Origin of the sequence: Streptomyces sp. NPDC059008 (genome assembly GCF_042749045.1) — a bacterium.
Taxonomy (GTDB): Bacteria; Actinomycetota; Actinomycetes; order Streptomycetales; family Streptomycetaceae; genus Streptomyces.
In genome coordinates this window covers 154,953-176,901 of sequence record NZ_JBHYJC010000014.1, presented here as the reverse complement: position 1 = coordinate 176,901, position 21,949 = coordinate 154,953, and the positions used below count along the sequence as shown (strand labels likewise).

Genomic DNA, 21,949 nt, shown 5'->3' with positions numbered 1-21,949 from the left:
GCCCGGTACACATGTACCGGGCCGTCGCGCTGTTGTGTGCCGCGGGGGCGGCGGGGTCAGAACAGCCGGAGCTTGTCGTCCTCGATGCCGCGCAGCGCGTCGTAGTCCAGTACGACGCAGCCGATGCCGCGGTCGGTGGCCAGCACCCGCGCCTGCGGCTTGATCTCCTGAGCGGCGAAGACGCCCTTCACGGGCGCCAAGTGCGGGTCGCGGTTGAGGAGTTCGAGATAGCGGGTGAGCTGCTCGACGCCGTCGATCTCACCACGCCGCTTGATCTCGACCGCCACGGTCTGGTTATCAGCGTCCCGGCACAAGATATCCACCGGGCCAATGGCAGTGGGGTATTCACGCCGAATCAGCGAGTAGCCCTCGCCGAGGGTCTCGATACGGTCCGCGAGCAGCTCCTGGAGGTGCGCCTCCACACCGTCCTTGATGAGGCCCGGGTCGACGCCCAGCTCGTGCGAGGAGTCGTGCATGACCTCCTCGAGGGTGATGATGAGCTTCTCGCCACCCTTGTTCTCCACCGTCCACACACTGCCGTCGCCCTCCTTGAGAGTGCAGGGCGGGGACATCCAGTTAAGGGGTTTGTAGGCGCGGTCGTCCGCGTGAATGGAGACCGAGCCGTCCGCCTTCACCAGGATGAGGCGAGGGGCGGAGGGGAGATGGGCGGTGAGCCGGCCCGCGTAGTCCACGGAGCAGCGGGCGATGACGAGACGCATGGGGCGTCACGCTACTCGACCGGAGGCCCGCTGCGCGATTCGCCCTGGACCACGGTGCCTTTACGGGGGAAATCCCCGCACCCCCGGCGTTCGCCATTGGCCGGTTGTATGTGCAATCTCCTGGTGCGGGCCTCTTGCGCGGCATACCGTTGAAGCAGGGGGTCGTGAGGCGAACACGCTCTGTCGCGAAACCCCTTGTCCCATCCCTGAGGCCCTGTCCGTCCCGGCGGGGCCGCGAGAGGAGAACCTCATGTCGCTCGACGTCTCACCGGCCCTCCTCGAACAGGCCGAGCGAGGCGAGGTCGACGAAGCCGCATTTGTCGACTGCGTCCGGAAATCCCTGCCTTACGCATGGGGGATGATCAGCTCTCTGGTGGCCCAGCTGAAGGTGGACGGCGGAGAGTTCGCCGACAATCAGACGCCCCCGCCGGACGAGCAGGCGCGCGGCCAGTTGCTGCGCGCGCTGGCGAGTGACGCCATCCGTGGTTCGCTCGAGCGCCACTTCGGTGTGCGGCTCGCCTTCCAGAACTGCCACCGGGTCGCGGTCTTCCCGCTCGACCCGGCGGTGGACGACCGCCTGTCCCGATTCACCTCGATCCGGGGCCAGCTGCTGAACCAGTCGCCTGAACTCCGCGACTGCTGATCGGAGTTGCTGCCGCTGCGTACGAGGGGTTGGGCGCGCTCCGAAACGCTGTGCCAGCGGCAGCACCACCGCGAGGCCGAACGACGACACCTTCACGGCACGGCGCCCTCGCACCACCGACGGCGCCGCACCGGGCGGGCTCACCCCAGCTGCGGCATGACCTCCGTACCCAACCGGCGAACGTTCTCCTCCGTCGCCGCGAGATCACCGGAGCCCTCGACCAGCAGCGCGAAGCGGGTGATGCCCGTACGCTCCGAGGCCGCCGCCAGGCGGTCCGCGCACAGGCGCGGCGGGCCCACGGGATGCAGCCGGCACAGCAACTCCGTATAGGCCAGTGGATCGCGCATCGCGCGATAGCGGCCGTCGACCGTCACATGCGCGCCCAGCCCCTGCCGAAGCCAGCCGGGCATCGCCTTCGTCAGGGTCTCGGTCGCCCCCGCGCGGCCGTCGGCGACCTGCACCACGCCCGCCGAGACGTGCTCGGCCGCGGCGATCTCGTCGCCGTCGCGGCCGGCCTCCCGCGCGGCGGACCGCCACAGCGCGACCATCTCCGCCTTCTCCTCGTCGCCGGAGTGCATGCCGAGCAGCATCGGCAGCCCGCGCTCGGCGGCCATCCGCACCGACGAGGGGGAGGTGCACGCCACCACCACCGGCGGACCCGGGGGCACCGCGCACGGATCGTCCGGATCGCCCAGCGCCTGGTCCGGCCGCGGCACCACCGCCACCTCCCGGAAGGTGTAGCGCTCGCCCTGCGCGCCGACCCTGGGCTCGCGCAGCCAGCGCAGCAGCAGATCGAGCGACTCGGGGAAGCCGTGGTCGTACGCCGCGAGCCCGGAGCCGAAGACCTCCAGGTCGACCCAGGGGCCGCCGCGGCCGACACCGAGCGTGAAGCGGCCGTCGGAGGTGAGGTGCAGCAGCGCGGCCTGCTCGCCGAGCGCCACGGGATGCTGGGTGGGCAGTACGCTCACCGCCGTGCCGACGCCGATCCTGCGGGTGCGGCCCAGCAGCAGCGCGGCCAGGGTCACCGCACTCGGGCAGACGCCGTACGGTACGAAGTGGTGTTCCGCCAGCCAGACGTCGTCGAGCCCGGCCTCCTCGGCGACCTCCGCGGAACGCACCGCGCGATGCAGTGCCTCCCCCTGTCCCTGACCGGGGAATTGAGCGGCCAGGATGAAAGCCCCAACGCGCATCGCTCTCTGCCTCCTCGCAGCCGACGCGACTCCCCCCTTACAGGCAACAACGGCTGACACGTGCCAAGGGCACGGCCTGGTGCGGAATTTCCCGATGATCGCAGAATCCCTCGGGGCGGCTCCTACCCCCGACGGCGCCGCGTACGCTGGTGACAGCCCGTGACCCCGTACGCATCCCGAGGTGTTCTGTGTCCCCGCGTCGAAACCGCCAGCGCGGCGGTGCGAAGTCCATCGACCGCATGGGCGGTGACCGCTACGGCCTGGAGCAGACCGAGGAGTGGCGGGGCGAGGACTGGGTCGTGCGGCAGGTCGGAGGCGGCGGCGCGGCCAAGCACTACCGCTGCCCCGGCTGCGACCAGGAGATCCCGCCCGGGGTCCCGCATGTCGTCGCCTGGCCGCAGCACGGCGACGTCGACGACCGCCGGCACTGGCACAAGGCGTGCTGGAACGCACGGGACCGCCGGAGCGCGCGGCTCCAGCGGTCCCGGAACGCGCCCCGGTACTGACCGCTGGGCGCGCGGTGCGGCGTCAGACGTCGCGCTGGGCGAGGGCGGCGTAGGCGCCGCCCAGCACCACCGCGGTCACCCCGGCGAGGATCCACAGGGGAGTCCAGCCCGACGGGCCGGTGCTGAGGAACGGAATGTCGTAGAGCGTGGCCAGGGCGCTCGGCACCGAGTACTCGATCAGTGCCCGCTGGAGGTCCTTGACGCTCTCACCCTGCAGGAACAGCGCCAGCAGCATCGGCAGCAGCACCACGGCCATCATGGTGCTGATGGCGCCCGCGGAGTGCCGCAGCAGCGTGCCGACGGCCAGCGCCAGCAGACCGAGCAGCGCCACGTACAGGCCGGCACCGACGGTGGCGCGCAGCCACTGGTCGGTGGTCGGCGCGGGGCCGTTGAGCATCGCGGAGTCCAGCAGCGCCACCAGGGAGGTGGCGACCGTCGTGATCACCAGCGCCAGCGCGAAGAAGACCAGCGCCTTCGCGGTCAGCACCCGCATACGGCTGGGGCAGGCGGTCAGCGTCGTACGGATCATGCCGGTGCCGTACTCCGAGGAGATCGACAGCACACCGAGGGTGATCACGCACAGGCTGCCGAGCAGTACGCCGACGAAGCCGACGCCGAGCAGCGGGTCCATCTCGCGGTCGGAGCCCGCCGCGAGGGTCCCCAGCAGACCGATGCCGACGATCAGCAGCAGCATCACGCCGAGCGTCCAGATGGTCGAGCGCACCGAGCGGATCTTCGTCCACTCGGAGGCCAGCGCATGGCCGAGGTGGGTCGGGCGCACCGGGATCGGCGAGCTGTATCCGCCGACGCCCGCGCCGGCGTAACCGGGCTGGGGCTGGTGCGGGGCCGGCGGCTGCGCCGCCGGGACGGGGCCCTGTGCCGGGGGCTGCGCCGCCACCGGGGGCTGGGCGGCGGCCGGGGGCTGGGCCTGGAGCATCATCGTGCCGGCGTCCTTGCCCGGACCGTGCGCGGCGAGCGGCCGGGGCTCGGGCATCGGCTGCGCCTGGAGCATCATCGTGCCGGCCTGCCCGGCCGGGGCGGGCTGCTCGGGCGCGGGCTGCTCGGGCATCGGCTGGGCCTGGAGCATCATCGTGCCCGCTTCCTTGGCGGGTACGGGCTGACCGGGCGCCGGCTGGGCCTGGAGCATCATCGTGCCGGCCTCTTTGGCGGGTGCGGGCTGCGCCGGCGCGGGCTGCTGGTCGGCCGGCTGCTCCGGCGGGCCCTGCGGCTGGGGCGGTGCGGCCGGCGGTGCGGTGGGCGGCATCGGCGGTGCGGTGGGCATCGGCTGCTGCGGTGTGCCGGCGTCATGCGGTCCGCGCTCAGGCTGCGGCTGGGGCTGCGGCTGCTGAGGGCTGGTCATCGGGCGTCCTCGTTCTGCGGCGTGGGCAGGTCTGCGGGGGCACCGGCCGGCGCGGGCTGACCGGCGGCGGGTGCGGCGGGTGCGGGGGGTGCGGGGTGCGCGGCCGGGGCGCCGGCGGCGGTGGGCGGCATGGGGGACGGCTGCTGCCCGTATGGGTGGGGCGCACCGTACGACGCGGGTGCCCCGTACGGGTGACCCTGCGCCGGCGGCGGATAGCCCGCCCCCGGGGCGGCGGCGGGCGCCTGGCCGTACGGAGCCTGCTGGGCGTAGGGGTTGGGCTGTTCCTGACCGGGCATCGCGGGCTGACCACCCGCGTACCCCGGTACGCCGCCCTGCGGGGTGTACCCGCCGGCGGCCTGCTGCAGACCGGCGCGCGGATCGCTGGTCGAGCGGTAGTCCACGGCGGCCTGGGTCATCCGCATGTACGCCTCCTCCAGGGACGCCTGGTGCGGCGACAGCTCCCAGAGCCGGACGTCGGCCTCGTGCGCCAGGTCGCTGATCCGGGGCAGCGGCAGCCCGGTCACCCGCAGCGCGCCGTCCGGCTCCGGCGTCGCCTGGCCGCCCGCCTCACCGATCGCGGCGGTCAGCTTCTCGCGCTGCTCCGGCTCGGTGTCCGGAGTACGGACCCGGGCGAAATCGGCGGAGTTGGCCGAGATGAAGTCCTTGACCGACATGTCCGCCAGCAGCTGCCCGCGGCCGATCACGATCAAGTGGTCGGCGGTCAGCGCCATTTCACTCATCAGGTGGGAGGAGACGAAGACCGTACGGCCCTCGGCCGCCAGCTGCTTCATCAGGTTGCGCACCCACAGGATGCCCTCGGGGTCCAGGCCGTTGACCGGCTCGTCGAAGAGCAGCACCTGCGGATCGCCGAGCAGCGCCGCGGCGATGCCCAGGCGCTGGCCCATGCCGAGCGAGAAGCCCTTGGAGCGCCGGCCCGCGACGTCCTGGAGACCGACCACGCCGAGCACCTCGTCGACCCGGCGGGCGGGGATGCCGGACAGCTGGGCGAGCGAGAGCAGGTGCTGGCGCGCGCTGCGGCCGCCGTGCACGGCCTTGGCGTCGAGCAGCGCGCCCACCTGGCGCGGCGCGTTGGGAAGGCTGCGGAACGGGCGGCCGGCGATGGTGGCATGCCCCGAGGTCGGCGCGTCCAGGCCCAGGATCATGCGCATGGTGGTCGACTTGCCGGAGCCGTTGGGCCCCAGGAAGCCGGTCACCGCACCCGGCCGTACCTGGAACGACAGGTTGTACACGGCCGTCTTGGCGCCGTAGCGCTTCGTCAGGCCGACTGCCTCGATCATTCTCCGCCCCTCGCGAGATGGTCGGGGCAGAGGTGCTCTCGTACCCCCGTGAGGGTTAGGAGGCTATCCGGGCGTTGACGGTTCCCGTCAATTTCGCTGCGTGCTGCCCGACCGCCGTGCGGGGACGGGCGCGGGCGGCTATGCGTCCCGTCTCTTCAGCAGTACGTAGCCGCCGATCAGGGCGGCCGCGGTCCAGGCGACCATGATGCCGAAGCCGCCCCACGGGCCGTACGGCACATCGCTGCCGACGGGCGGCACCACCTCCATGATCTTCTGGCCCGCCTGGTCCGGCAGGAAGCGGCCGACCTTGCGGGTCGCGGAGACGTTGCCCAGGATGCGCGAGATCAGGAAGAAGAACGGCATCAGGATGCCCAGCGAGAGCATCGGGCTGTGCAGCATCGTGGCGACCGCCATCGAGAACAGCGCGATCAGGGTCATGTAGAGGCCGCCGCCGATCACCGCGCGCAGCACCCCCGGATCACCGAGGTGCGCGCGCAGGTCCTCGCCCAGCGCCGCCTGCCCGGTGAAGAACGCGGCGAAGCTGGTCGCCAGGCCGACGACGAAGACCAGGGCGGTGGCCACCAGCAGCTTGCAGAACAGGAAGGTGCCGCGCTGCGGTACGGCCGCGAGCGAGGCGCGGATCATGCCGGTGCTGTACTCGTTCGAGACCACCAGCACCCCGAAGACGATCATCGCGAGCTGGCCCAGTCCCATCCCGGCGAAGCTCAGGTTGGTCGCGTCGAACGACAGCCGTTCCCGGGCCGGCATGGCGGCGAAGTCGTTGCCGACCAGCGTGCAGATCAGCACGCCGAGCGCGAGGGTGACCACGACGGCGGTGCCCAGCGTCCACACAGTGGACCGCACCGACCTGATCTTGGTCCACTCCGAACGGATGACCTGCCCGAACACCGCCATCGGTCAGCTCCCCTTCTTGCGCCAGTCGGCGCCCCAGCCGGTCGGCCGGAGCGCTTCGGGCCCCGCTCCGGCCGGTCCCGGGGGCCGCGGCGGCCGCTCCGGCGCGGTGTGCGGTTCGCCGTCGTGCGCGTGGTACTCCACCGACCCGGCGGTCAGTCGCATGAACGCCTCCTCCAGGGACGCCTGCTGGGGGCTCAGCTCGTGCAGGATCAGGTGGTGGGCGGTGGCCAGTTCACCGAGCCGCTCGGCGGGCACCCCGTCGACCTCCAGCGAGCCGTCGCCGACCGCCACCGCGTGGATGCCCTCGTCCCGCAGCACACCGAGCAGCCGCTCCCGCTCCGGGCTCCGCATCCGGACGTACGACCGCGAGTTCTGGTGGATGAAGTCCTTCATGGACGTGTCCGCCATCAGCCGGCCCTGCCCGATGACCACCAGGTGGTCGGCGGTCAGTGCCATCTCGCTCATGAGGTGGGAGGAGACGAAGACCGTACGGCCCTGGGCCGCGAGGTTCTTCATCAGGTTGCGGATCCAGTGGATGCCCTCGGGGTCCAGGCCGTTGACCGGTTCGTCGAAGAGCAGCACCCGGGGGTCGCCCAGGAGGGCGGCGGCGATGCCGAGCCGCTGGTTCATGCCGAGGGAGAAGCCCTTGACGCGCTTCTTCGCGACCGAGCTCAGCCCCACCGTGTCGAGCACCTCGGCGACCCGGCTGCGGGGGATGCCGTTGCTCTGCGCCAGGCACAGCAGATGGTTGGCGGCGCTGCGGCCGCCGTGCACCGCCTTCGCCTCCAGCAGCGCGCCTATGTACGTCAGCGGATCGTGCAGCTGCCGGTAGTGCCGGCCGTCTATGCGGACCGTACCGGAGGTGGGGTTGTCCAGATCGAGCATCATCCGCATGGTCGTGGACTTGCCCGCGCCGTTGGGGCCGAGGAAGCCGGTGACGATGCCGGGCCGGACCGTGAAGGTGAGGTCGTCGACGGCGACCGTGTCGCCGTAGTGCTTGGTCAGCCCGTCGAGCTCGATCATGTACAGCACGCTAGGGGCGGCGCACGGGCCCTGCCACCGGGGCGGGGCCGCCCGGTCGACCCCTACGACGGCGCCCCCGTATCCGCCTCGATGGGCGCAATACGGGGGCGCGGTCGCACGGGGGAGTGGTGAAACCTTCCGACAGTCAGCGGGTCTGCTGGGCCGGGACGCCGCGGGAGATGGCCTCCTCGTCGCCGGGGGCGCCGGCCGCGGCCACCGCCGCGCCGGTCAGCGTCGCCAGCATCTCGCGGACGTTGGTCAGCTGCGCGTTGATCGAGTCGCGGCGGTTGGTCAGCGCCGCCAGCTCGCGCTCGGATTCGCTGCGGATGCGGTCGGCCTTGGCGTTGGCGTCCGCCACGATGTCCTCGGCCTGGCGCTGCGCGGTCTCCACCGTCTGGCGGGCCCGGCGCTCGGCGTCCGTACGCAGCTTCTCGGCCTCCAGGCGGAGCTGCTCGGCGCGGTGCTCGATCTCCGCGAGCCGCTTCTCGGCCTTGGCCTGACGCGAGGCCAGGTCGCGCTCGGACTGCTCGCGGCGCTTGGCGAGGTTGGTCTCGAAGTCCGCGGCGGCCTGGGCGGCCTTGGCGCGGGTCTCCTCGAAGAGGGAGTCCGCCTCCTCGCGCTTGGACTGCGCGTCCTTCTGCGCCTCGGCACGCAGCGTGGACGCCTCGCCCTTGGCCTTCTCGACGATCCGGGCGCCTTCGTCCTCCGCCTTCGCCTTGCGCTCGGCGGCGAACGCCTCCGCGTCGTTGCGGACCTGCTGGGCGGCCGACTCGGCCAGCTCGCGGTGCTGCTCGGCGGCCCGGCGGGCCTCCTCGCGCAGATCCTTCGCCTCCTCCTCGGCGAGACGGAGGATCTTCTCCACGCGCGCCCCGAGGCCCGCGTAGGACGGTTCGGCGTCATTGACCTGCGCCTGGGCGTTCTGCGTCTCGAGGTGCAGCTCCTCGATCCGCTTTTCCAGCGACGTGATGCGGGCCAGCGCGCTGTCGCGGTCGGCGACGAGCTTCGTGATGCGGTCGTCCACCTGACCGCGGTCGTACCCACGCCGCACGAGCTCGAAGCCGAAGGGGGAGGAAGTGTCGCTCATGGGGTTCCTGTCGAAGAGACCGGTGAGGTGATAAGGAGAATCCTAGGGGTCACAACGGCGTGTCATCGAGTCATTGCCCGTTTGATCTGGAGAATGACCCCTCATTTGAGTGGCTACCCTTCAGACTGCTTGCCACTCGAACGAGTTGCACCGGCTCCCGCGCCCGCTTTCACCCCGTTGGTCTTGCCTTCTGCGCCCCCACCGGGTGCCTCGAACGACTCCAGGGCTTCCAGAACGTCCTGAACGCGGGAGATTTCGGCGTTGATGTCCTCCCGCCGGCGCACCAGGACCTCCAGCTCCCGCTTGCCCTCGTCCACGATGCGGGCAGCCTCCGCCTCGGCCTCCGTACGCCGGCGCTCCGCGTCGCGCACCGCCTCGGCCTTCTTGTTCTCGGCCTCCTTGATCAGGCCCTCGGCCTTCTTCACCGCCGCGATCCGGACCTTGCTCGCCTCGCTGTTCGCGTCCGCCATCATCCGGTCGGCCTTCTCCTCGGCCTCCACCTGCTGGGCCGTGGCCTGCGCGATGAGCTTGTCGACGCGTTCGCCGGCGTTCTTCATCGTCTCGGCCGACTCCCGGCGGGCCCGCTCGTGCAGCTCCTCGACCTCGGACTCGATGCGCTGGCGCAGCTCTTCGGCGCGCTCCCTTATGGCCGTGGCGTCCCCGCGGGCCTCCTCCAGCAGCGAGTTGGCGTCCGTACGGGCCTTCTCGACCCGCGCGTTGCCGTCGGCGGTCGCCTCCGTGACGATCCGCTCGGCCTCCTTGCGGGCCGCCCCGACCATCGTGTCGGCCTGCTCCTCGGCGGCGGTGGCCGCCTTCAGCGCCTCCTCCTGCGCCTTGGCGACGAGCTGGTCGGCCTGCTCGGCGGCGTCCCCGCGGCGCTTGGCGGCGTCCTTGCGGGCCTCGTCGAGCAGCTGCTCCGCCTCCTGCTGGGCCTCGGCGCGCATCCGCTCGGCCTCCGCCTCGGCGTCCTCCTTGACCTTCGCGGACTCCCCGCGGGTGCGGTTGGCGTGCTCCTGCGCGGCGGTGACCGTCTCGGCCGCCTCCGCCCGGAGCCGGTCCGCCTCCGCGGTGGCCGTCGCGATCATGCGGTCGGCCTGCTCACGGGCGTCGGCCCGGGTGCGGTCCGCGTCCCGCTCGGCGTCCGCGGTGGTCTCGGCCGCGTCGTTGCGCAGCCGCTCCGCCTCGGTCGCGGCCTCCGACATCAGCTCGTCGGCCTGCTGCGCGGCGTCCGAACGCGTCTTGTTGGCCGCCTTGCGCGCCTCGTCGCCGGTCTGCTCGGCGTCCTTGCGGGCGCCCTCCAGCACCTCGGCCGCCTCGGCGCGCAGCCGCTGCGCCGTCTCGGTGGCCTCCGCCACCAGGGACCGGGCCTGCTGCTCGCCCTCGGCGCGCAGCCTCTCGGCGGCCTCGCGGCCCTCGGCGAGGGTGCGGTCCGCCTCGTCCTGTGCCGAAGACGTCAGCTCGGTGGCCTCGGTGACGATCCGTTCGGCCTCCGTACGGGCCTCGGTGATCAGACGGTCGGCCTGCTCCGCGGCGTCCGAGCGCATGCGGTTCGCGTCGTCCCGCGCCTCCGCACGGGCCCGCGCCGCGTCCTGCTCGCCGGACGCCAGCGCGTCCGAGGCGTCCGTACGCAGCTGCTGGGCCTTCGCCGAGGCGTCCGCGACCAGCTTCCCGGCCTGCGCGGTGGCCTCCGACACCAGCCGGTCGGCCTGCTCGCCGGCCTGCGTCCGCGCCGTGTCGGCTTCCCGGCGCGCCTCGTCCAGCACCCCGGCCGCCTCGGCGCGCAGCCGCTCGGACTCCTCGATCGCCTCCGCGACCGACCGTTCGGCCAGGGACTTCGCAGCCTCCGACGCCTCCTGCGCCTCGCGCCGGATCCGCGCCGCGTCCTGCGAGGCGCGCTCCCGCTCGTCGTAGGCGTCGGTGCGGACCCGGTCGGCCTCCTCCTGCGCCTCCGTCCTGGTGCGGTCGGCCGCGTGCTCGGCCGCCGACCGCAGTCCGGCGATCTCCTCGGCGGCCTGCTCGTGCAGCCCGGCGACCGAATCCCGCACCTGCTGTGCGGTCTGCTCGGCCGTCGCCACCAGCTCGGCGGCGCGCCGGTCCGCCTCCTCGACCAGCCGCGCGGCCTCCTCCTGGGCCTCGCTGACCCGCGTACGGGCCGAGGCCAGCAGCTCCTCGCTCTGCTCGCGGGCGGCGGTGCGCTCCTGGTGGGCCTCCTCGCGGGCCTCGCCCAGCAGCTGCTCGGCCTCCCGGCGCCGCCGCGCGGCCTCCTCCTGCGCCTCGGCCAGCGCCTGGGTGGCCTCCGTGCCCGTGCGCTCGGCGGCGGCCGCCGCCTCCGCGCGCACCCGGTCCGCGGTCTCCTGGGCCTCCGCCTTCAGCCGCTCCGCCTCGGCCGCGGCCTCGCTGCGCAGCCGCGAGGCGACCGACTCGCTCTCGGCGCGTGCCGCCGAGGCGTCCGCGGCGGCCTCCGTGCGCAGCCGCTCGGCCTCGTCCTCGGCCTCCTGCTGCAGCGTCCGCCGCCGCTCCGCGGCCTCCGCCTTGAGCCGGGCCGCCTCCTCCTGGGTCTCCCGGCGCAGCCGCTCGGCCTCCGCGCGGGCCTCGCGCAGCGACTCCTCGGCGGCGGCGACCTTGTCGTCCGCCTCACCGCGCAGCCGGTCAAGCTCCGCCTGCGCCTCGGTGCGCCGCTCCTCGGCGGCCGCCTCGGCCTCCGCGCGCAGCCGCGCCGCGGCCGCCTCGGCCTCGTCGGTCACCAGCTCGGCGGCCTCGGCGCCCTCGGTCAGCAGCTGCTCGGCCTCGGCACGGGCCCGCTCCAGCGCGTCCTCGGCCTGTCGGCGCAGCGCCGAGGCGCGCTCGATGGCCTCCGTCCGCACCCGCTCGCTCTCGGTGACGGCGCCCGAACGGGTCTCCTCGGCATCGGACTTCGCCTTGGCCAGCAGGTCCTCGGCGGTACCGGCCGCCTCCTCGATCTGCTGGACCGCCTCCCGGCGGGCCTCGCTGCGGATCCGCTCGCCCTCGGCTACCGCGTCGGCGCGCAGCTGCTCCGCCTCGCCGCGCAGCCGCCGCGCCTCCTCCTGGAGCTCGACGGTCTTGGCGCGGTACTCCTTGGTGTCGTCCTTCGCCGCGCCCTTGAGCTGCGCCGCGGTGTCATGGGCCTCTTCGCGCAGCCGGTCCGCCTCGGACTCGGCCTCCCTGCGCAGCCGTTCGGCCTCCTCGGCCGCGGCCTTGGTGGTGGCCTTGGCGTCCTCCGAGGCCTTGGTCAGCACCTCCTCGGCGGTGCGCGCGGCCTTCGCCAGCTGCGCCGCGGAGTCCTCGGCCACCTTCGACCGCGCGGTCTCCTGCGCCTCGGCGACCAGCCGCTCGGCCTCCGTACGGGCGTCGGAGCGCAGCTGTTCGGCCTCCGCCTTGAGGGCCTCGGCCTCCTTGGTGGCCTCACCGACCAGTCGGGCGATCTCCGCCTTGGCCGTACGGGTGCGCTGCTCGTTCTCCGACTCGGCCGCCGACAGCCGCTTGGTGGCGCTCTGCTGCGCCTCCTCGACCAGCTTCTCCGCCTCGGCGCGCGCCTCGCGCAGCGCCGTGTCCGCCTCCTGGACGCGGGACTCGGCGGTGCGGGTGAGCTCCGTCGCCTGCCGGCGGGCCTCCTCCGCGTCGGTGCCGGCGCTGGTACGCAGCTGCTCGGCCTGGTCGGTGGCCTCCTGGGCCTGGTTGGAGGCGGCGGTCAGCAGCCGCTCGGCGTCCGTACGGGCCCGGCGCAGGATGGATTCCGCCTCGGCGCGGGCCTCTTCGGCCTCGGTGCCGAGCCGCTCACGGGCCCGTTCGACCAGCCGCTGGGCCTCGGCCCGCGCGGAGGCCAGCGCCTGCTCGGACTCCGCCCGGGACTCCTCCATCAGGCGGCGGGCCTGCGACTCGGTACGGGCGCGGAGTTGTTCGGCCCAGGCGACGTTCTCGTTGACGTGCGATTCGACGGTCTGCCGGCGCTCGTTGAGCTCCTCGTCGAGGCGCTGGCGGCGGCTGACCGCCTCGGCGTGCAGCTCGGCCTCCAGCCGGGACTGCCGCTCGGCCTGCTCCTGCAGCAGTCGCTGGGTCTGCGCTCGCGCCTCGCGCAGCTCGCGCTCGGCGTCCGAACGCAGCTGGTCGGCCTGGATCTGCGCATTGCGCAGCAGCTGTTCGGCCTGGTGACTGATGTTGTCGTAGGCAGGGCGGGTCGCGAGGTTGCGGCGCGCCTCATGCAGCTTGGCGCGCAGCACCTCGACCTGGTAGCCGAGGTCGTCGGCGTGCTGGACGGCCTTGTCCCGCTCGGTCTTCAGCCGCTCCATCTCGGCTTCGAACTGCGAGAGGTGGTCGTCAGCCTCGTAGCGGTCGTTGCCCCGCACTGCGCGGTCCCATCCGTCCCCTGGTCATGGTGGCGGCCGGCTCCGGTCCTGCAGTGGTCGTCCCGTACACGTCACGTCGTACCGGACTCACACCCGTTGGAGCCGACCCTTCCGAAGAAATGGTGTCAGATCATCGGCAGAGTATGGATCGAGCCCCATTCCCGTACCCCGGCCGAGGCTGCACTCTACCGGCCGGGGAACGCGAAGGTCAGTGGTCCGTCGCGGCGGGGGGCGCGGCGGTGACGAGTTCGGTCAGCACGCCGTGGCAGTCCTTGGGGTGCAGGAAGGTGATCCGCGACCCCATCGAACCCGTCCTGGGCTCGTCGTAGAGGACCCGGACGCCCTTGTCGCGGATGGCCGCGGAGTCGGTGTCGACGTCCGCGGTGCCGAAGGCGATGTGGTGGACGCCCTCACCGTTCTTGGCCAGCCATTTGCCGACCACGGAGTCCTCGCGGGTCGGCTCCAGCAGCTGCAGGTACGTGGCGCCGCCGTCCGACGTCTCGTTGATCTTGAGCATGGCCTCCCGCACGCCCTGCTCCTCGTTGACCTCGGAGTGGAACACCTCGAAGCCGTACGTGGCACGGTAGAACTCGGCAGTCTTGTCGAGGTCGAAACAGGCGATCCCGATGTGGTCGATTCGCGTCAGCATGGCTCCAGTGCACCCCTCTCACGGCTGGTTACGCAACGTGCGCGCGATCACACCCGCTTGCCGGTGACCCGGCGCGTACCGCTCAGTACATTGACGGGAACCCTCGTTAACTTCCCTGCAAAGGAAGGCCGCATCGCATGTCTGCAACGAACGGCACCACCTCAGTCATCGTGGCGGGAGCACGCACCCCCATGGGGCGGCTCCTGGGATCCCTGCGGACCTTCTCGGGCGCCGATCTGGGCGGTGTCGCCATCAAGGCGGCGCTGGACCGGGCGGGCATCGGCGGCGACCAGGTGCAGTACGTGATCATGGGCCAGGTGCTGCAGGCCGGCGCGGGACAGATCCCGGCACGCCAGGCCGCGGTCAAGGCCGGCATCCCCATGAACGTCCCCGCGCTGACCGTCAACAAGGTCTGCCTCTCGGGCCTGGACGCCATCGCACTGGCCGACCAGCTCATCCGCGCAGGTGAGTTCGACGTCGTCGTCGCGGGCGGCCAGGAGTCCATGACCAACGCCCCGCACCTGCTCCCCAAGTCCCGTGAGGGCTTCAAGTACGGCGCCATCGAGATGCTCGACGCGATGGCCCACGACGGCCTGACCGACTCCTTCGAGGGCATCGCGATGGGCGAGTCGACCGAAAAGCACAACACCCGGCTGGGCATCGCCCGTCCGGAGCAGGACGAGATCGCCGCGCGCTCCCACCAGCGGGCCGCCGCGGCCCAGAAGAACGGGCTCTTCGAGGCCGAGATCACCCCCGTGGAGATCCCGCAGCGCAAGGGCGAGCCGGTCGTCTTCAGCAAGGACGAGGGCATCCGCGCGGAGACCACGGCGGAGTCGCTGGGCAAGCTGCGTCCGGCGTTCGCCAAGGACGGCACGATCACCGCCGGCACCTCCTCGCAGATCTCCGACGGCGCCGCCGCCGTGGTCGTCATGAGCAAGGCCAAGGCCGAGGAGCTGGGCCTGGAGTGGATCGCGGAGATCGGCGCGCACGGCAACGTCGCGGGCCCGGACAACTCGCTGCAGTCCCAGCCGTCCAACGCCATCAACCACGCGCTGGACAAGGACGGCCTCACCGTCGACGATCTTGACCTGATCGAGATCAACGAGGCGTTCGCGGCCGTCGCCGTGCAGTCAATGAAGGATCTCGGGGTATCCCCGGAAAAGGTGAATGTCAACGGCGGAGCGATCGCGCTGGGGCACCCGATCGGCATGTCCGGCGCCCGCATCGTGCTGCACCTCGCGCTGGAGCTGCGCCGGCGGGGCGGTGGCGTGGGTGCCGCCGCGCTGTGCGGTGGCGGTGGCCAGGGCGACGCGCTGATCATTCGCGTACCGGGTAAGTAAGCGCGTACGGGCGGGCCGGACGCGGACGAGCGAGCCGAAGGAGACGGGCAGCGATGGTGGACGTCCCCCAGCTGGTGGAGCAGGCACGGCAGGGCCGGCCCCGGGCCGTGGCCCGGCTGATCTCCCTCGTGGAGGGGGCGGCGCCGGAGCTGCGCGAGGTGATGGCGGCGCTGGCGCCGCTCACCGGCAACGCCTATGTGGTCGGGCTGACCGGCTCGCCCGGAGTCGGGAAGTCCACCACCACCTCCGCGCTGGTGACGGCCTACCGCAAGGCGGGCAAGCGGGTCGGCGTCCTCGCCGTCGACCCGTCCTCGCCGTTCTCCGGTGGCGCGCTGCTCGGTGACCGGGTCCGGATGAGCGAGCACGCCTCCGACCCCGGCGTGTACATCCGCTCGATGGCCACCCGCGGCCATCTGGGCGGCCTGGCCTGGGCCGCGCCGCAGGCGATCCGGGTCCTGGACGGGGCCGGCTGCGAGGTGATCCTCGTCGAGACGGTCGGCGTCGGCCAGTCCGAGGTGGAGATCGCCTCGCAGGCCGACACCAGCGTGGTGCTGCTCGCGCCCGGCATGGGCGACGGGATCCAGGCCGCGAAGGCCGGAATCCTGGAGATCGGCGATGTCTACGTCGTCAACAAGGCGGACCGGGACGGCGCCGACGCCACCGCCCGCGAGCTCAACCACATGCTGGGGCTGGGCGAATCCCGGGCGCCGGGGGACTGGCGCCCCCCGATCGTCAAGACGGTCGCGGCACGCGCCGAGGGCGTCGACGAGGTCGTCGAGGCCCTGGAGAAGCACCGCGCCTGGATGGAGGAGCACGGCGTGCTGTCCGAGCGCCGCCGCGCCCGGGCCGCCCACGAGGTCGAGACCATCGCGGTCACCGCGCTGCGCGAACGCATCGGGGACCTGAGCGGCGACCGCCGTCTGGACGCCCTGGCCGAGCGCATCGTCGCCGGCGAGACGGACCCCTACCGGGCGGCGGACGAGCTGGTGGACGGGTTGACGAACGGGGGCTGACGCCCGGCGTCCGGCCCGTCGGACAGGCCTGGAGGCCGGGGCGCCGTGGTGCCCCGGCCTCCGCGCGGTCCTCAGTCGTCCGCGCCGTCGTTGTCGTCGTCGTCCGCGTCGTGTGCGGGCGCGGCGCTCAGCTTGCCGGTCTGCGGGTCGACCAGCAGCTTGTGCTCCTTGCCGTCCTTGGTGACGGTCTCGACCTCCCAGACGGCCTTGGCCCGGTGGTCGCCGTCCAGCTCGACGGAGGTCACCGTGCCGTGCGACGCGGCGCTGCGGGCGGCGGCCGCGGCGTCGGTGCGCGCGCCCTTGAGGGCGGCCTGGGCACGGGCGTGATCGTCGTCGTCGCCGTGCTCGACGTGCTGGTTCAGCACCCGTGCGGTGCCCGCGTCCAGCGTGAGCTCGTGCCACTTGCCGTCCTTGCCCAGGACGTCCGCGTCCCAGACCAGGCCGGGCCGGTCGGTGTCCAGGTCCAGGCCGGTGACGGCGCCGGGGACGGCCTTCAGGGCGGCGGCCGCGGCCTCGGGCGCGGTCACCTTGGCGGCGCCGGCCTCGCGGACCTCCTCCTGGCCGTGGTCGTCCGCGTCCCGCAGCTGGACGCTGGACTCCTTCGCCAGCTGCGCCGAGGTCTGCGCACCGGACTGGGCGCTGCCGGGGCCGCTGTCGTTGTTGACCGCGACGGCGGTGACCGTGCCCCCGGCGATCAGGGCGGCCGCGGCGGCGGTGGCGATGACGAGGTGGCGCTTCATGTTTCTCTCCCCTGAGGTCGGTGGTGCCAGCGCTTTCGAACGCTGTGTCCCCACCATGGCCGGGCGAAGCTGAAGGGGAGCTGAAGGCACCTGAAGGGGTCTTCAGGTTCGGCCTGGCAAGGTACGTGTATGCGCCCTCCCGTCACCCACCACCACCCTGACCGAGGCGCTGCGCGCCGCCCCCTTCGACTGTTGATCGTGGAGGACGAAAAGCGGCTGGCCCTGTCGCTGGCGAAGGGCCTGCGGGCCGAGGGGTACGCGGTCGATGTGGTGCACGACGGCCGGGAGGGACTGCACCGGGCGGGTGAGGGCGACTACGACCTGATCGTGCTCGACATCATGCTGCCGGGCATGAACGGCTACCACGTCTGCGGGGCGCTGCGCGCGGCCGGCAACGAGGTGCCGATCCTGATGCTGACCGCCAAGGACGGCGAGTACGACGAGGCCGAGGGGCTGGACACCGGCGCCGACGACTACCTGACCAAGCCGTTCTCGTACGTGGTGCTGGTGGCGCGGGTGAAGGCGCTGCTGCGGCGGCGCGGGCGCAGTGCGCAGCCCGTGCTGCGGGTGGGGTCGCTCGCCATCGACCAGGGGGCGCGCCGGGTCGAGCGGGACGGCGCGGAAGTGGCGCTGACCACGAAGGAGTTCGCCGTACTGGAGCAGCTTGCGTTGCGGCCGGGCGACGTCGTCTCCAAGGCGGAGATCCTGGAGCACGTCTGGGACTTCGCCTACGAGGGCGATGTCAACATCATCGAGGTCTACGTCAGCGCGCTGCGGCGCAAGCTCGGCGCCGGGCACATCGCGACGGTGCGCGGCGCGGGATACCGGCTGGTGGCCGGTGACTAGGGCGCCGGGGTCCGTACGGGCCAGGGCGGCGGCCGGCGCGACCGTGGTGGTGGCGCTGGCGCTGATCGCGGCGGGCACCGCGGTGCTGCTGGTGCTGCGCGGCAATCTGCAGCAGCAGGCCGGGCTGCGGTCCGAGGTCGCCGCGCGCGAGGTCGCCGCGCAGATCGCCACGGGCACCGGGTATCCGAAGCTCGATCTGCCGGACGGCGACGATCACCCGGTGGTGGTCACCGACGAGGACGGCCGGGTGCTGGCGGTGGGCGAGGACGTACGGGCGGTCGACGGCAGGCGCGTGGCGGGCGGGCAGCAGGGCGCGGGGCACGCCCCGCCGCCGGACGAGGACGACGACGGCGGGGATGACGACGACGCGACCGGGCTCAGGCCCGGCGAGGTCGACGAGGACGTCCGCTATCTGGACGGCACCGCGGACGTCGACGGTACGGTCGGCGACTACCGGTTCGCGGTGGTCGAGGCCAAGGACAGCCGCGGGGAGAAGGCCACGGTGCGGGCGGGCTCGGCGCTGGCGCCGGAGCGGGACGCCGTCGGGTCGGTGCGCGACGCCATGCTGGTCGGGCTGGTGCCGCTGCTCGCGGTGGTGGCGGGGGTGACCTGGCTGGTGACCCGGCGGGCGCTGCGGCCGGTGGAGGGGATCCGTGCGGAGATGGCGGCGATCACGGCGAGTACGGACCTGTCGCGGCGGGTGCCGGAGCCGGCCGCGCGGGACGAGATCGCCCGGCTGGCGCGGACGACCAACGAGACGCTCGCCGCGCTGGAGACGAGCGTTGAGCGGCAGCGGCGCTTCGTGGCGGACGCCTCGCACGAGCTGCGCAGCCCGATCGCGAGTCTGCGCACCCAGCTGGAAGTGGCGGTGGCGCACCCGGAGTTGCTGGATGTGCCGGGAGCGGTGGCCGACACCGTACGGCTGCAGCGGCTGGCGGCGGATCTGCTGCTGCTGGCCCGGCTGGACGCGGGGGAGCGGCCGGCCGACGCCCGCGTGGACCTGGCGGCGATGGTGCGCGAGGAGAGCTCGCAGCGGGTCGGGGACCGGATCCCGGTGCGGGTGGGCGAGTCGGCGAGCGTGGAAGTGGCCGGGTCCCGGAGCCAGTTGGGGCGGGTACTGGGCAATCTGCTGGACAACGCGCAGCGCCATGCGGACTCGTCCGTGCGGGTGGACGTGGTGCGCGCGGGGGAGTGGGCGGTGCTGCGGGTCGAGGACGACGGGCCGGGGGTCCCGGAGGCGGAGCGGGAGCGGATCTTCGAGCGGTTCGTACGGCTCGACGACGCGCGGGCGCGCGACGACGGCGGGGCCGGGCTGGGGCTGGCCATCGCGCGCGATGTCGCGGTGCGGCACGGCGGCTCGCTGGCCGTCCGCCAGGGCGCGGTGTTCGAGCTGCGGCTGCCGGTGGCCGGGTGATCCGGCGCCGCGGCCCCGGGGCGGGGCCGCGGGGCTGATGGGTCAGAGGCCGCCGCGATGCGTGCGGAGGTGTTCGGCCACCGGAGTGAGCGAGGCGCGCAGCGCTTCGAGGTCGTCGGGGGCGAACAGGTCGATGAAGTGCTTGCGGACCGATGCGACATGGTGCGGGGCGACTCGGCGCATGGTGTCCCAGCCCTCCTCCGTCAGCACGGCGTACAGGCCCCGACGGTCCGACTCGCAGCTCTCGCGGCGCACCAGACCGGCGTTCTCCATCCGGGTGATCTGGTGGGAGAGACGGCTCTTGGACTGCAGGGTGCTGGCTGCCAGGTCGCTCATCCGCAGCCGGTGGTCCTCGGCCTCGGAGAGGTTGACCAGGATCTCGTAGTCGTTGTTCGTCAGGCCGAACGGCTGCAGATCCCGCTCCAGTTGGTGCATCAGCAGCCTGCTGACGTCCAAATGGGTGCGCCAGGCACGCTGCTCCTGGTCGGTCAGCCAGGGGGTGTCGCTGTCGGTCGTCATGGATGAATTCTATCCGTAAAAGTTGAATAATTAATTAATCGTGCCGGGATGGCGGCGCCGGCCGGTCGGGGTCGGACGTTGGTCATTCGTTCGACGTCACCGTCCGCAGACTACCGCTCACAGCCCGAAGCGGCGTTGGAGGCTGCCGAGGTTGCCGGGCAGTTGGGGCAGTTGTGAGCCACTTTGCGGGGGGTGTCCGCCGCCGTGCGGGCCCTGCCCGCCGCCGCCCGGCACACCCGCCTCCGCGGGAATCTCGCCGGTCGCCAGCTCCGGCATCAGCTGCTCCGTCGACTGCAGCAGGACCGTGCCGGCGCCGACGAACTCGAACTGGTGCTCCTCGCCCGACGCACCGCCGATGCCAGTGTGCGCCCGCAGCCCGCCCAGGAATCCCCGCAGGTACTGGTGGTCGTAGTGGTGGCAGGGGGAGGGGCAGTCCGCCCAGCCGACGAGCGCCTGCGGGTCCACCCGGAGCGGCGGCTCCATGAAGACCACCGGGCCGTTGGAGGCGGCCACGAACTTGCCCGTACCGATGAGGGTGAGGAAGCCCGGGATGATCGACTGCTTCAGCGACAGAGATGGCTGAAACGCGAGCAAGTTGCCCGAGCGAATAGTGAGGTTGCCCTCATCCAGATCGAAGGAATTCACATCGAACGCACGGTCCGCGAGCAGCATCTTTCCCTGCCCCTCGGCGACGACCCAGTCCGCGGCGTGCAGTGGCGAATGAAAACTTCCGGCGATCAGCCGGTCCAGCCGGCCGTGCCCGATGCCGTGGAAGTCGATCCGCCCGTAGTAGGCGATCATCTTCCCCTTCTGCAGGAACCACTGGCCGTTCAGCTCGACGCTGAAGGCGTACGGATTGACGTTGTCGTCGGCGGGGAGCGAGGAGACGTCGTGGACGACGGGACCGGTCACAGCTTCTCCTCCGACGCCTGTACGTAGACGGTGCCCTGGCCCGACAGCTCCAGCTGGAAGGCCTCGCCCGAGCCGCGGCCGACCATGTCGCGCCAGCCGAGCGCCGTGGACAGTTTGTTGCGGACGTCGCCGCGGTGGGCGACATAGGCCTGCGGGTCGACATGGACCGGGCGCTGGGGCGTGATCGGCAGCTCGATGACACCGCCGTGCGCCATCACCGCGGCCGACCCGACGCCCTTGAGGGTCGTGGTGAACAGGCCCTGGCCGGTGACCTGGCCGCGCACCATGCCCATCACCCCGCCCTGCGAGCCCATGAACATCGTGCCCTGCTGCAGCGAGCCGTCGAAGGCCAGCAGCCGGTCGGCCTCGACGTACAGCGTCTCGCCGGTCAGGTCGACGACCTGGACGTGGTGACCGCCGTGCCCGAACATCACCGTGGCGGTGGGGGCACCTCCCTGGTCATTAAGACCTTGGGGGACTTCTACTGTCATCAGGGGCGTGGCCTCACCGGCGATCCGGCGGCCGATCATCGAGCCGACGCCGCCCTGGCCGCCCTGGATGTTCGGGGTGAAGCTGACCTCGCCGCGGTAGGCGAGCATCGCCCCGCGCTGGCTGAACATCCGCTGGCCCGGACCGATCCTGGCCTCCACCATGCGGGAGTTGAGCGCTGTGAACGGCATCAGACCTCACCGCCCACGGTGTTGCGCTCGCTGGGCTGCACGTACACCAGGCCCTCACCCTCGAAGCGGATCTGGAAGGCCTCGCCAGAGCCCTCCCCTATGAAGCTGCGGAAATTCACCCCGGACTGGAAGTGCTGCTTCAGCTCGCCGGTGTGCGCGACATACGCCCCCGGGTCGACCTGGAGCGGGTACTGCTTGGTGACCCGCAGCACCACCGCGGGGCCGTGGGACATGAGCGCCGCCTGGCCGCTGCCCTCGACCGTCGTGGTGAACAGGCCGTGGCCCTGCGAGGCGCCCCGCAGGCCCGTGAACGTCGTGCCCGTATGCAGCGAGGCGTCCGTGCACAGCAGGTTGCTGGCCTCCACGTACAGCTTCTCGCCCCGCAGCTGCACCAGGCTGATCTCGCTCGCGCGATCGGCGAAGTAGCACGTGCCGTGGCCCTTCACCTCCATCACGGCCATCTGCTCACCCGTCAGCCGGCGGGTGACCATGCCGCGCAGGCCCTCGCCGCCGCCGGTCATCTTCTTGAACGACATCTGGCCGTCGTACGCGACCATCGCACCGTTTTTCGCCTTGACGGCGTCGCCCGTCATATCGACGGCGAGCACCTTGCTCCCCTGGAGCCGAAACTGAGCCACGCGTCAGACGGTAGTCGGCCCGGGCCGCACAGGGCAGGTCCCATGCCCCTGACACCGCCCTGAGATCTCCCGGACGCCGGGGCAGGGGCGCTCCCG

20 protein-coding genes are annotated in these 21,949 nt (G+C 72.3%); 6 read left to right on the top strand and 14 right to left on the bottom strand.

The genetic code is table 11. The features are described from left to right. Positions 1 to 56 precede the first annotated feature (56 nt). Positions 57 to 719 (bottom strand): endonuclease NucS, encoded by a 663-nt coding sequence (gene nucS / locus ACFWZH_RS19350; protein ID WP_384432143.1) that lies wholly within the window; start codon positions 717 to 719, stop codon positions 57 to 59. A gap of 250 nt (positions 720 to 969) precedes the next feature. Here nucS and ACFWZH_RS19345 point away from each other — a divergent pair, with 250 nt between their 5' ends. Further along, complete coding sequence (locus ACFWZH_RS19345) at positions 970 to 1,362, top strand: SCO5389 family protein (protein WP_384432140.1); 393 nt, start codon at positions 970 to 972, stop codon at positions 1,360 to 1,362. Positions 1,363 to 1,502: 140 nt separating this feature from the next. On the opposite strand, the gene ACFWZH_RS19340 is transcribed toward ACFWZH_RS19345, so the two are convergent. Next, positions 1,503 to 2,552 carry an LLM class flavin-dependent oxidoreductase gene (locus ACFWZH_RS19340; protein WP_384432137.1) on the bottom strand — a complete coding sequence of 350 codons (1,050 nt, stop codon included), beginning with the start codon at positions 2,550 to 2,552 and terminating at the stop codon, positions 1,503 to 1,505. A gap of 188 nt (positions 2,553 to 2,740) precedes the next feature. On the opposite strand from ACFWZH_RS19340, the gene ACFWZH_RS19335 reads away from it, so the two are divergent. Then, positions 2,741 to 3,058, top strand: coding sequence for an ATP/GTP-binding protein (locus ACFWZH_RS19335; RefSeq protein WP_384432134.1), 318 nt, complete (start codon positions 2,741 to 2,743; stop codon positions 3,056 to 3,058). Between the two features lie 22 nt (positions 3,059 to 3,080). Here ACFWZH_RS19335 and ACFWZH_RS19330 read toward each other — a convergent pair whose 3' ends face one another. The 7 genes from ACFWZH_RS19330 to mce form a co-directional block, all read right to left on the bottom strand. Further along, positions 3,081 to 3,995, bottom strand: a complete 915-nt coding sequence (locus tag ACFWZH_RS19330) for an ABC transporter permease subunit (protein ID WP_384432162.1) — start codon at positions 3,993 to 3,995, stop codon at positions 3,081 to 3,083. A 419-nt stretch (positions 3,996 to 4,414) separates the two neighbouring features. Then, a complete protein-coding gene (locus ACFWZH_RS19325) occupies positions 4,415 to 5,716 on the bottom strand; it encodes an ABC transporter ATP-binding protein (protein ID WP_384432131.1) in 1,302 nt (433 codons plus the stop codon). Between the two features lie 138 nt (positions 5,717 to 5,854). Continuing rightward, positions 5,855 to 6,631 carry an ABC transporter permease gene (locus ACFWZH_RS19320; RefSeq protein ID WP_384432128.1) on the bottom strand — a complete coding sequence of 259 codons (777 nt, stop codon included), beginning with the start codon at positions 6,629 to 6,631 and terminating at the stop codon, positions 5,855 to 5,857. 3 nt (positions 6,632 to 6,634) lie between these two features. Further along, complete coding sequence (locus tag ACFWZH_RS19315) at positions 6,635 to 7,654, bottom strand: ABC transporter ATP-binding protein (protein WP_384432125.1); 1,020 nt, start codon at positions 7,652 to 7,654, stop codon at positions 6,635 to 6,637. Between the two features lie 145 nt (positions 7,655 to 7,799). After that, entirely contained in the window at positions 7,800 to 8,738 is a 939-nt protein-coding gene (locus tag ACFWZH_RS19310; RefSeq protein ID WP_384432122.1) for a cellulose-binding protein, read from the bottom strand. A 113-nt stretch (positions 8,739 to 8,851) separates the two neighbouring features. Beyond that, positions 8,852 to 13,102 carry a polarized growth protein Scy gene (scy, locus tag ACFWZH_RS19305; RefSeq protein WP_384432119.1) on the bottom strand — a complete coding sequence of 1,417 codons (4,251 nt, stop codon included), beginning with the start codon at positions 13,100 to 13,102 and terminating at the stop codon, positions 8,852 to 8,854. A 208-nt stretch (positions 13,103 to 13,310) separates the two neighbouring features. Next, complete coding sequence (gene mce / locus ACFWZH_RS19300; protein WP_384432116.1) at positions 13,311 to 13,751, bottom strand: methylmalonyl-CoA epimerase; 441 nt, start codon at positions 13,749 to 13,751, stop codon at positions 13,311 to 13,313. A gap of 137 nt (positions 13,752 to 13,888) precedes the next feature. On the opposite strand from mce, the gene ACFWZH_RS19295 reads away from it, so the two are divergent. Together ACFWZH_RS19295 and meaB are read left to right on the top strand one after the other, a co-directional pair. Further along, a complete protein-coding gene (locus tag ACFWZH_RS19295) occupies positions 13,889 to 15,091 on the top strand; it encodes an acetyl-CoA C-acetyltransferase (RefSeq protein WP_384432113.1) in 1,203 nt (400 codons plus the stop codon). A 53-nt stretch (positions 15,092 to 15,144) separates the two neighbouring features. Next, positions 15,145 to 16,104 carry a methylmalonyl Co-A mutase-associated GTPase MeaB gene (gene meaB / locus ACFWZH_RS19290; protein ID WP_384432110.1) on the top strand — a complete coding sequence of 320 codons (960 nt, stop codon included), beginning with the start codon at positions 15,145 to 15,147 and terminating at the stop codon, positions 16,102 to 16,104. Between the two features lie 71 nt (positions 16,105 to 16,175). Here meaB and ACFWZH_RS19285 read toward each other — a convergent pair whose 3' ends face one another. Next, on the bottom strand, positions 16,176 to 16,844 hold the full coding sequence (locus ACFWZH_RS19285; RefSeq protein ID WP_384432107.1) for a PepSY domain-containing protein: 669 nt from the start codon (positions 16,842 to 16,844) through the stop codon (positions 16,176 to 16,178). A gap of 129 nt (positions 16,845 to 16,973) precedes the next feature. On the opposite strand from ACFWZH_RS19285, the gene ACFWZH_RS19280 reads away from it, so the two are divergent. Together ACFWZH_RS19280 and ACFWZH_RS19275 are read left to right on the top strand one after the other, a co-directional pair. After that, the gene (locus ACFWZH_RS19280; protein ID WP_384432104.1) at positions 16,974 to 17,690 is read left to right on the top strand and encodes a response regulator transcription factor; all 717 of its coding nucleotides are present in this window, start codon (positions 16,974 to 16,976) and stop codon (positions 17,688 to 17,690) included. Beyond that, positions 17,683 to 19,104 (top strand): ATP-binding protein, encoded by a 1,422-nt coding sequence (locus tag ACFWZH_RS19275; protein WP_384432100.1) that lies wholly within the window; start codon positions 17,683 to 17,685, stop codon positions 19,102 to 19,104. Before ACFWZH_RS19280 ends, ACFWZH_RS19275 begins: the two co-directional genes overlap by 8 nt. A gap of 42 nt (positions 19,105 to 19,146) precedes the next feature. Here the strand turns inward: ACFWZH_RS19275 and ACFWZH_RS19270 are convergent, their stop codons facing one another. The 4 genes from ACFWZH_RS19270 to ACFWZH_RS19255 form a co-directional block, all read right to left on the bottom strand. Next, positions 19,147 to 19,623 (bottom strand): MarR family winged helix-turn-helix transcriptional regulator, encoded by a 477-nt coding sequence (locus ACFWZH_RS19270; protein ID WP_384432097.1) that lies wholly within the window; start codon positions 19,621 to 19,623, stop codon positions 19,147 to 19,149. A 117-nt stretch (positions 19,624 to 19,740) separates the two neighbouring features. Continuing rightward, positions 19,741 to 20,535, bottom strand: a complete 795-nt coding sequence (locus ACFWZH_RS19265; RefSeq protein ID WP_384432094.1) for an AIM24 family protein — start codon at positions 20,533 to 20,535, stop codon at positions 19,741 to 19,743. Next, positions 20,532 to 21,215, bottom strand: a complete 684-nt coding sequence (locus tag ACFWZH_RS19260) for an AIM24 family protein (protein WP_384432091.1) — start codon at positions 21,213 to 21,215, stop codon at positions 20,532 to 20,534. The genes ACFWZH_RS19265 and ACFWZH_RS19260 overlap by 4 nt, the downstream gene beginning before the upstream one ends. Beyond that, positions 21,215 to 21,853 carry an AIM24 family protein gene (locus tag ACFWZH_RS19255; protein WP_384432088.1) on the bottom strand — a complete coding sequence of 213 codons (639 nt, stop codon included), beginning with the start codon at positions 21,851 to 21,853 and terminating at the stop codon, positions 21,215 to 21,217. Before ACFWZH_RS19255 ends, ACFWZH_RS19260 begins: the two co-directional genes overlap by 1 nt. Between the last annotated feature and the right edge of the window lie 96 nt (positions 21,854 to 21,949).

What these genes read in the sequence shown, in the direction of transcription:
- nucS (WP_384432143.1), bottom strand. Translation starts at nt 719, where the DNA reads ATGCGTCTCGTCATCGCCCGCTGCTCCGTGGACTACGCGGGCCGGCTC.
- ACFWZH_RS19345 (WP_384432140.1), top strand. Translation starts at nt 970, where the DNA reads ATGTCGCTCGACGTCTCACCGGCCCTCCTCGAACAGGCCGAGCGAGGC.
- ACFWZH_RS19340 (WP_384432137.1), bottom strand. Translation starts at nt 2,552, where the DNA reads ATGCGCGTTGGGGCTTTCATCCTGGCCGCTCAATTCCCCGGTCAGGGA.
- ACFWZH_RS19330 (WP_384432162.1), bottom strand. Translation starts at nt 3,995, where the DNA reads ATGCTCCAGGCCCAGCCCCCGGCCGCCGCCCAGCCCCCGGTGGCGGCG.
- ACFWZH_RS19325 (WP_384432131.1), bottom strand. Translation starts at nt 5,716, where the DNA reads ATGATCGAGGCAGTCGGCCTGACGAAGCGCTACGGCGCCAAGACGGCC.
- ACFWZH_RS19320 (WP_384432128.1), bottom strand. Translation starts at nt 6,631, where the DNA reads ATGGCGGTGTTCGGGCAGGTCATCCGTTCGGAGTGGACCAAGATCAGG.
- ACFWZH_RS19315 (WP_384432125.1), bottom strand. Translation starts at nt 7,654, where the DNA reads ATGATCGAGCTCGACGGGCTGACCAAGCACTACGGCGACACGGTCGCC.
- ACFWZH_RS19310 (WP_384432122.1), bottom strand. Translation starts at nt 8,738, where the DNA reads ATGAGCGACACTTCCTCCCCCTTCGGCTTCGAGCTCGTGCGGCGTGGG.
- mce (WP_384432116.1), bottom strand. Translation starts at nt 13,751, where the DNA reads ATGCTGACGCGAATCGACCACATCGGGATCGCCTGTTTCGACCTCGAC.
- ACFWZH_RS19295 (WP_384432113.1), top strand. Translation starts at nt 13,889, where the DNA reads ATGTCTGCAACGAACGGCACCACCTCAGTCATCGTGGCGGGAGCACGC.
- meaB (WP_384432110.1), top strand. Translation starts at nt 15,145, where the DNA reads ATGGTGGACGTCCCCCAGCTGGTGGAGCAGGCACGGCAGGGCCGGCCC.
- ACFWZH_RS19285 (WP_384432107.1), bottom strand. Translation starts at nt 16,844, where the DNA reads ATGAAGCGCCACCTCGTCATCGCCACCGCCGCCGCGGCCGCCCTGATC.
- ACFWZH_RS19280 (WP_384432104.1), top strand. Translation starts at nt 16,974, where the DNA reads ATGCGCCCTCCCGTCACCCACCACCACCCTGACCGAGGCGCTGCGCGC.
- ACFWZH_RS19270 (WP_384432097.1), bottom strand. Translation starts at nt 19,623, where the DNA reads ATGACGACCGACAGCGACACCCCCTGGCTGACCGACCAGGAGCAGCGT.
- ACFWZH_RS19260 (WP_384432091.1), bottom strand. Translation starts at nt 21,215, where the DNA reads ATGCCGTTCACAGCGCTCAACTCCCGCATGGTGGAGGCCAGGATCGGT.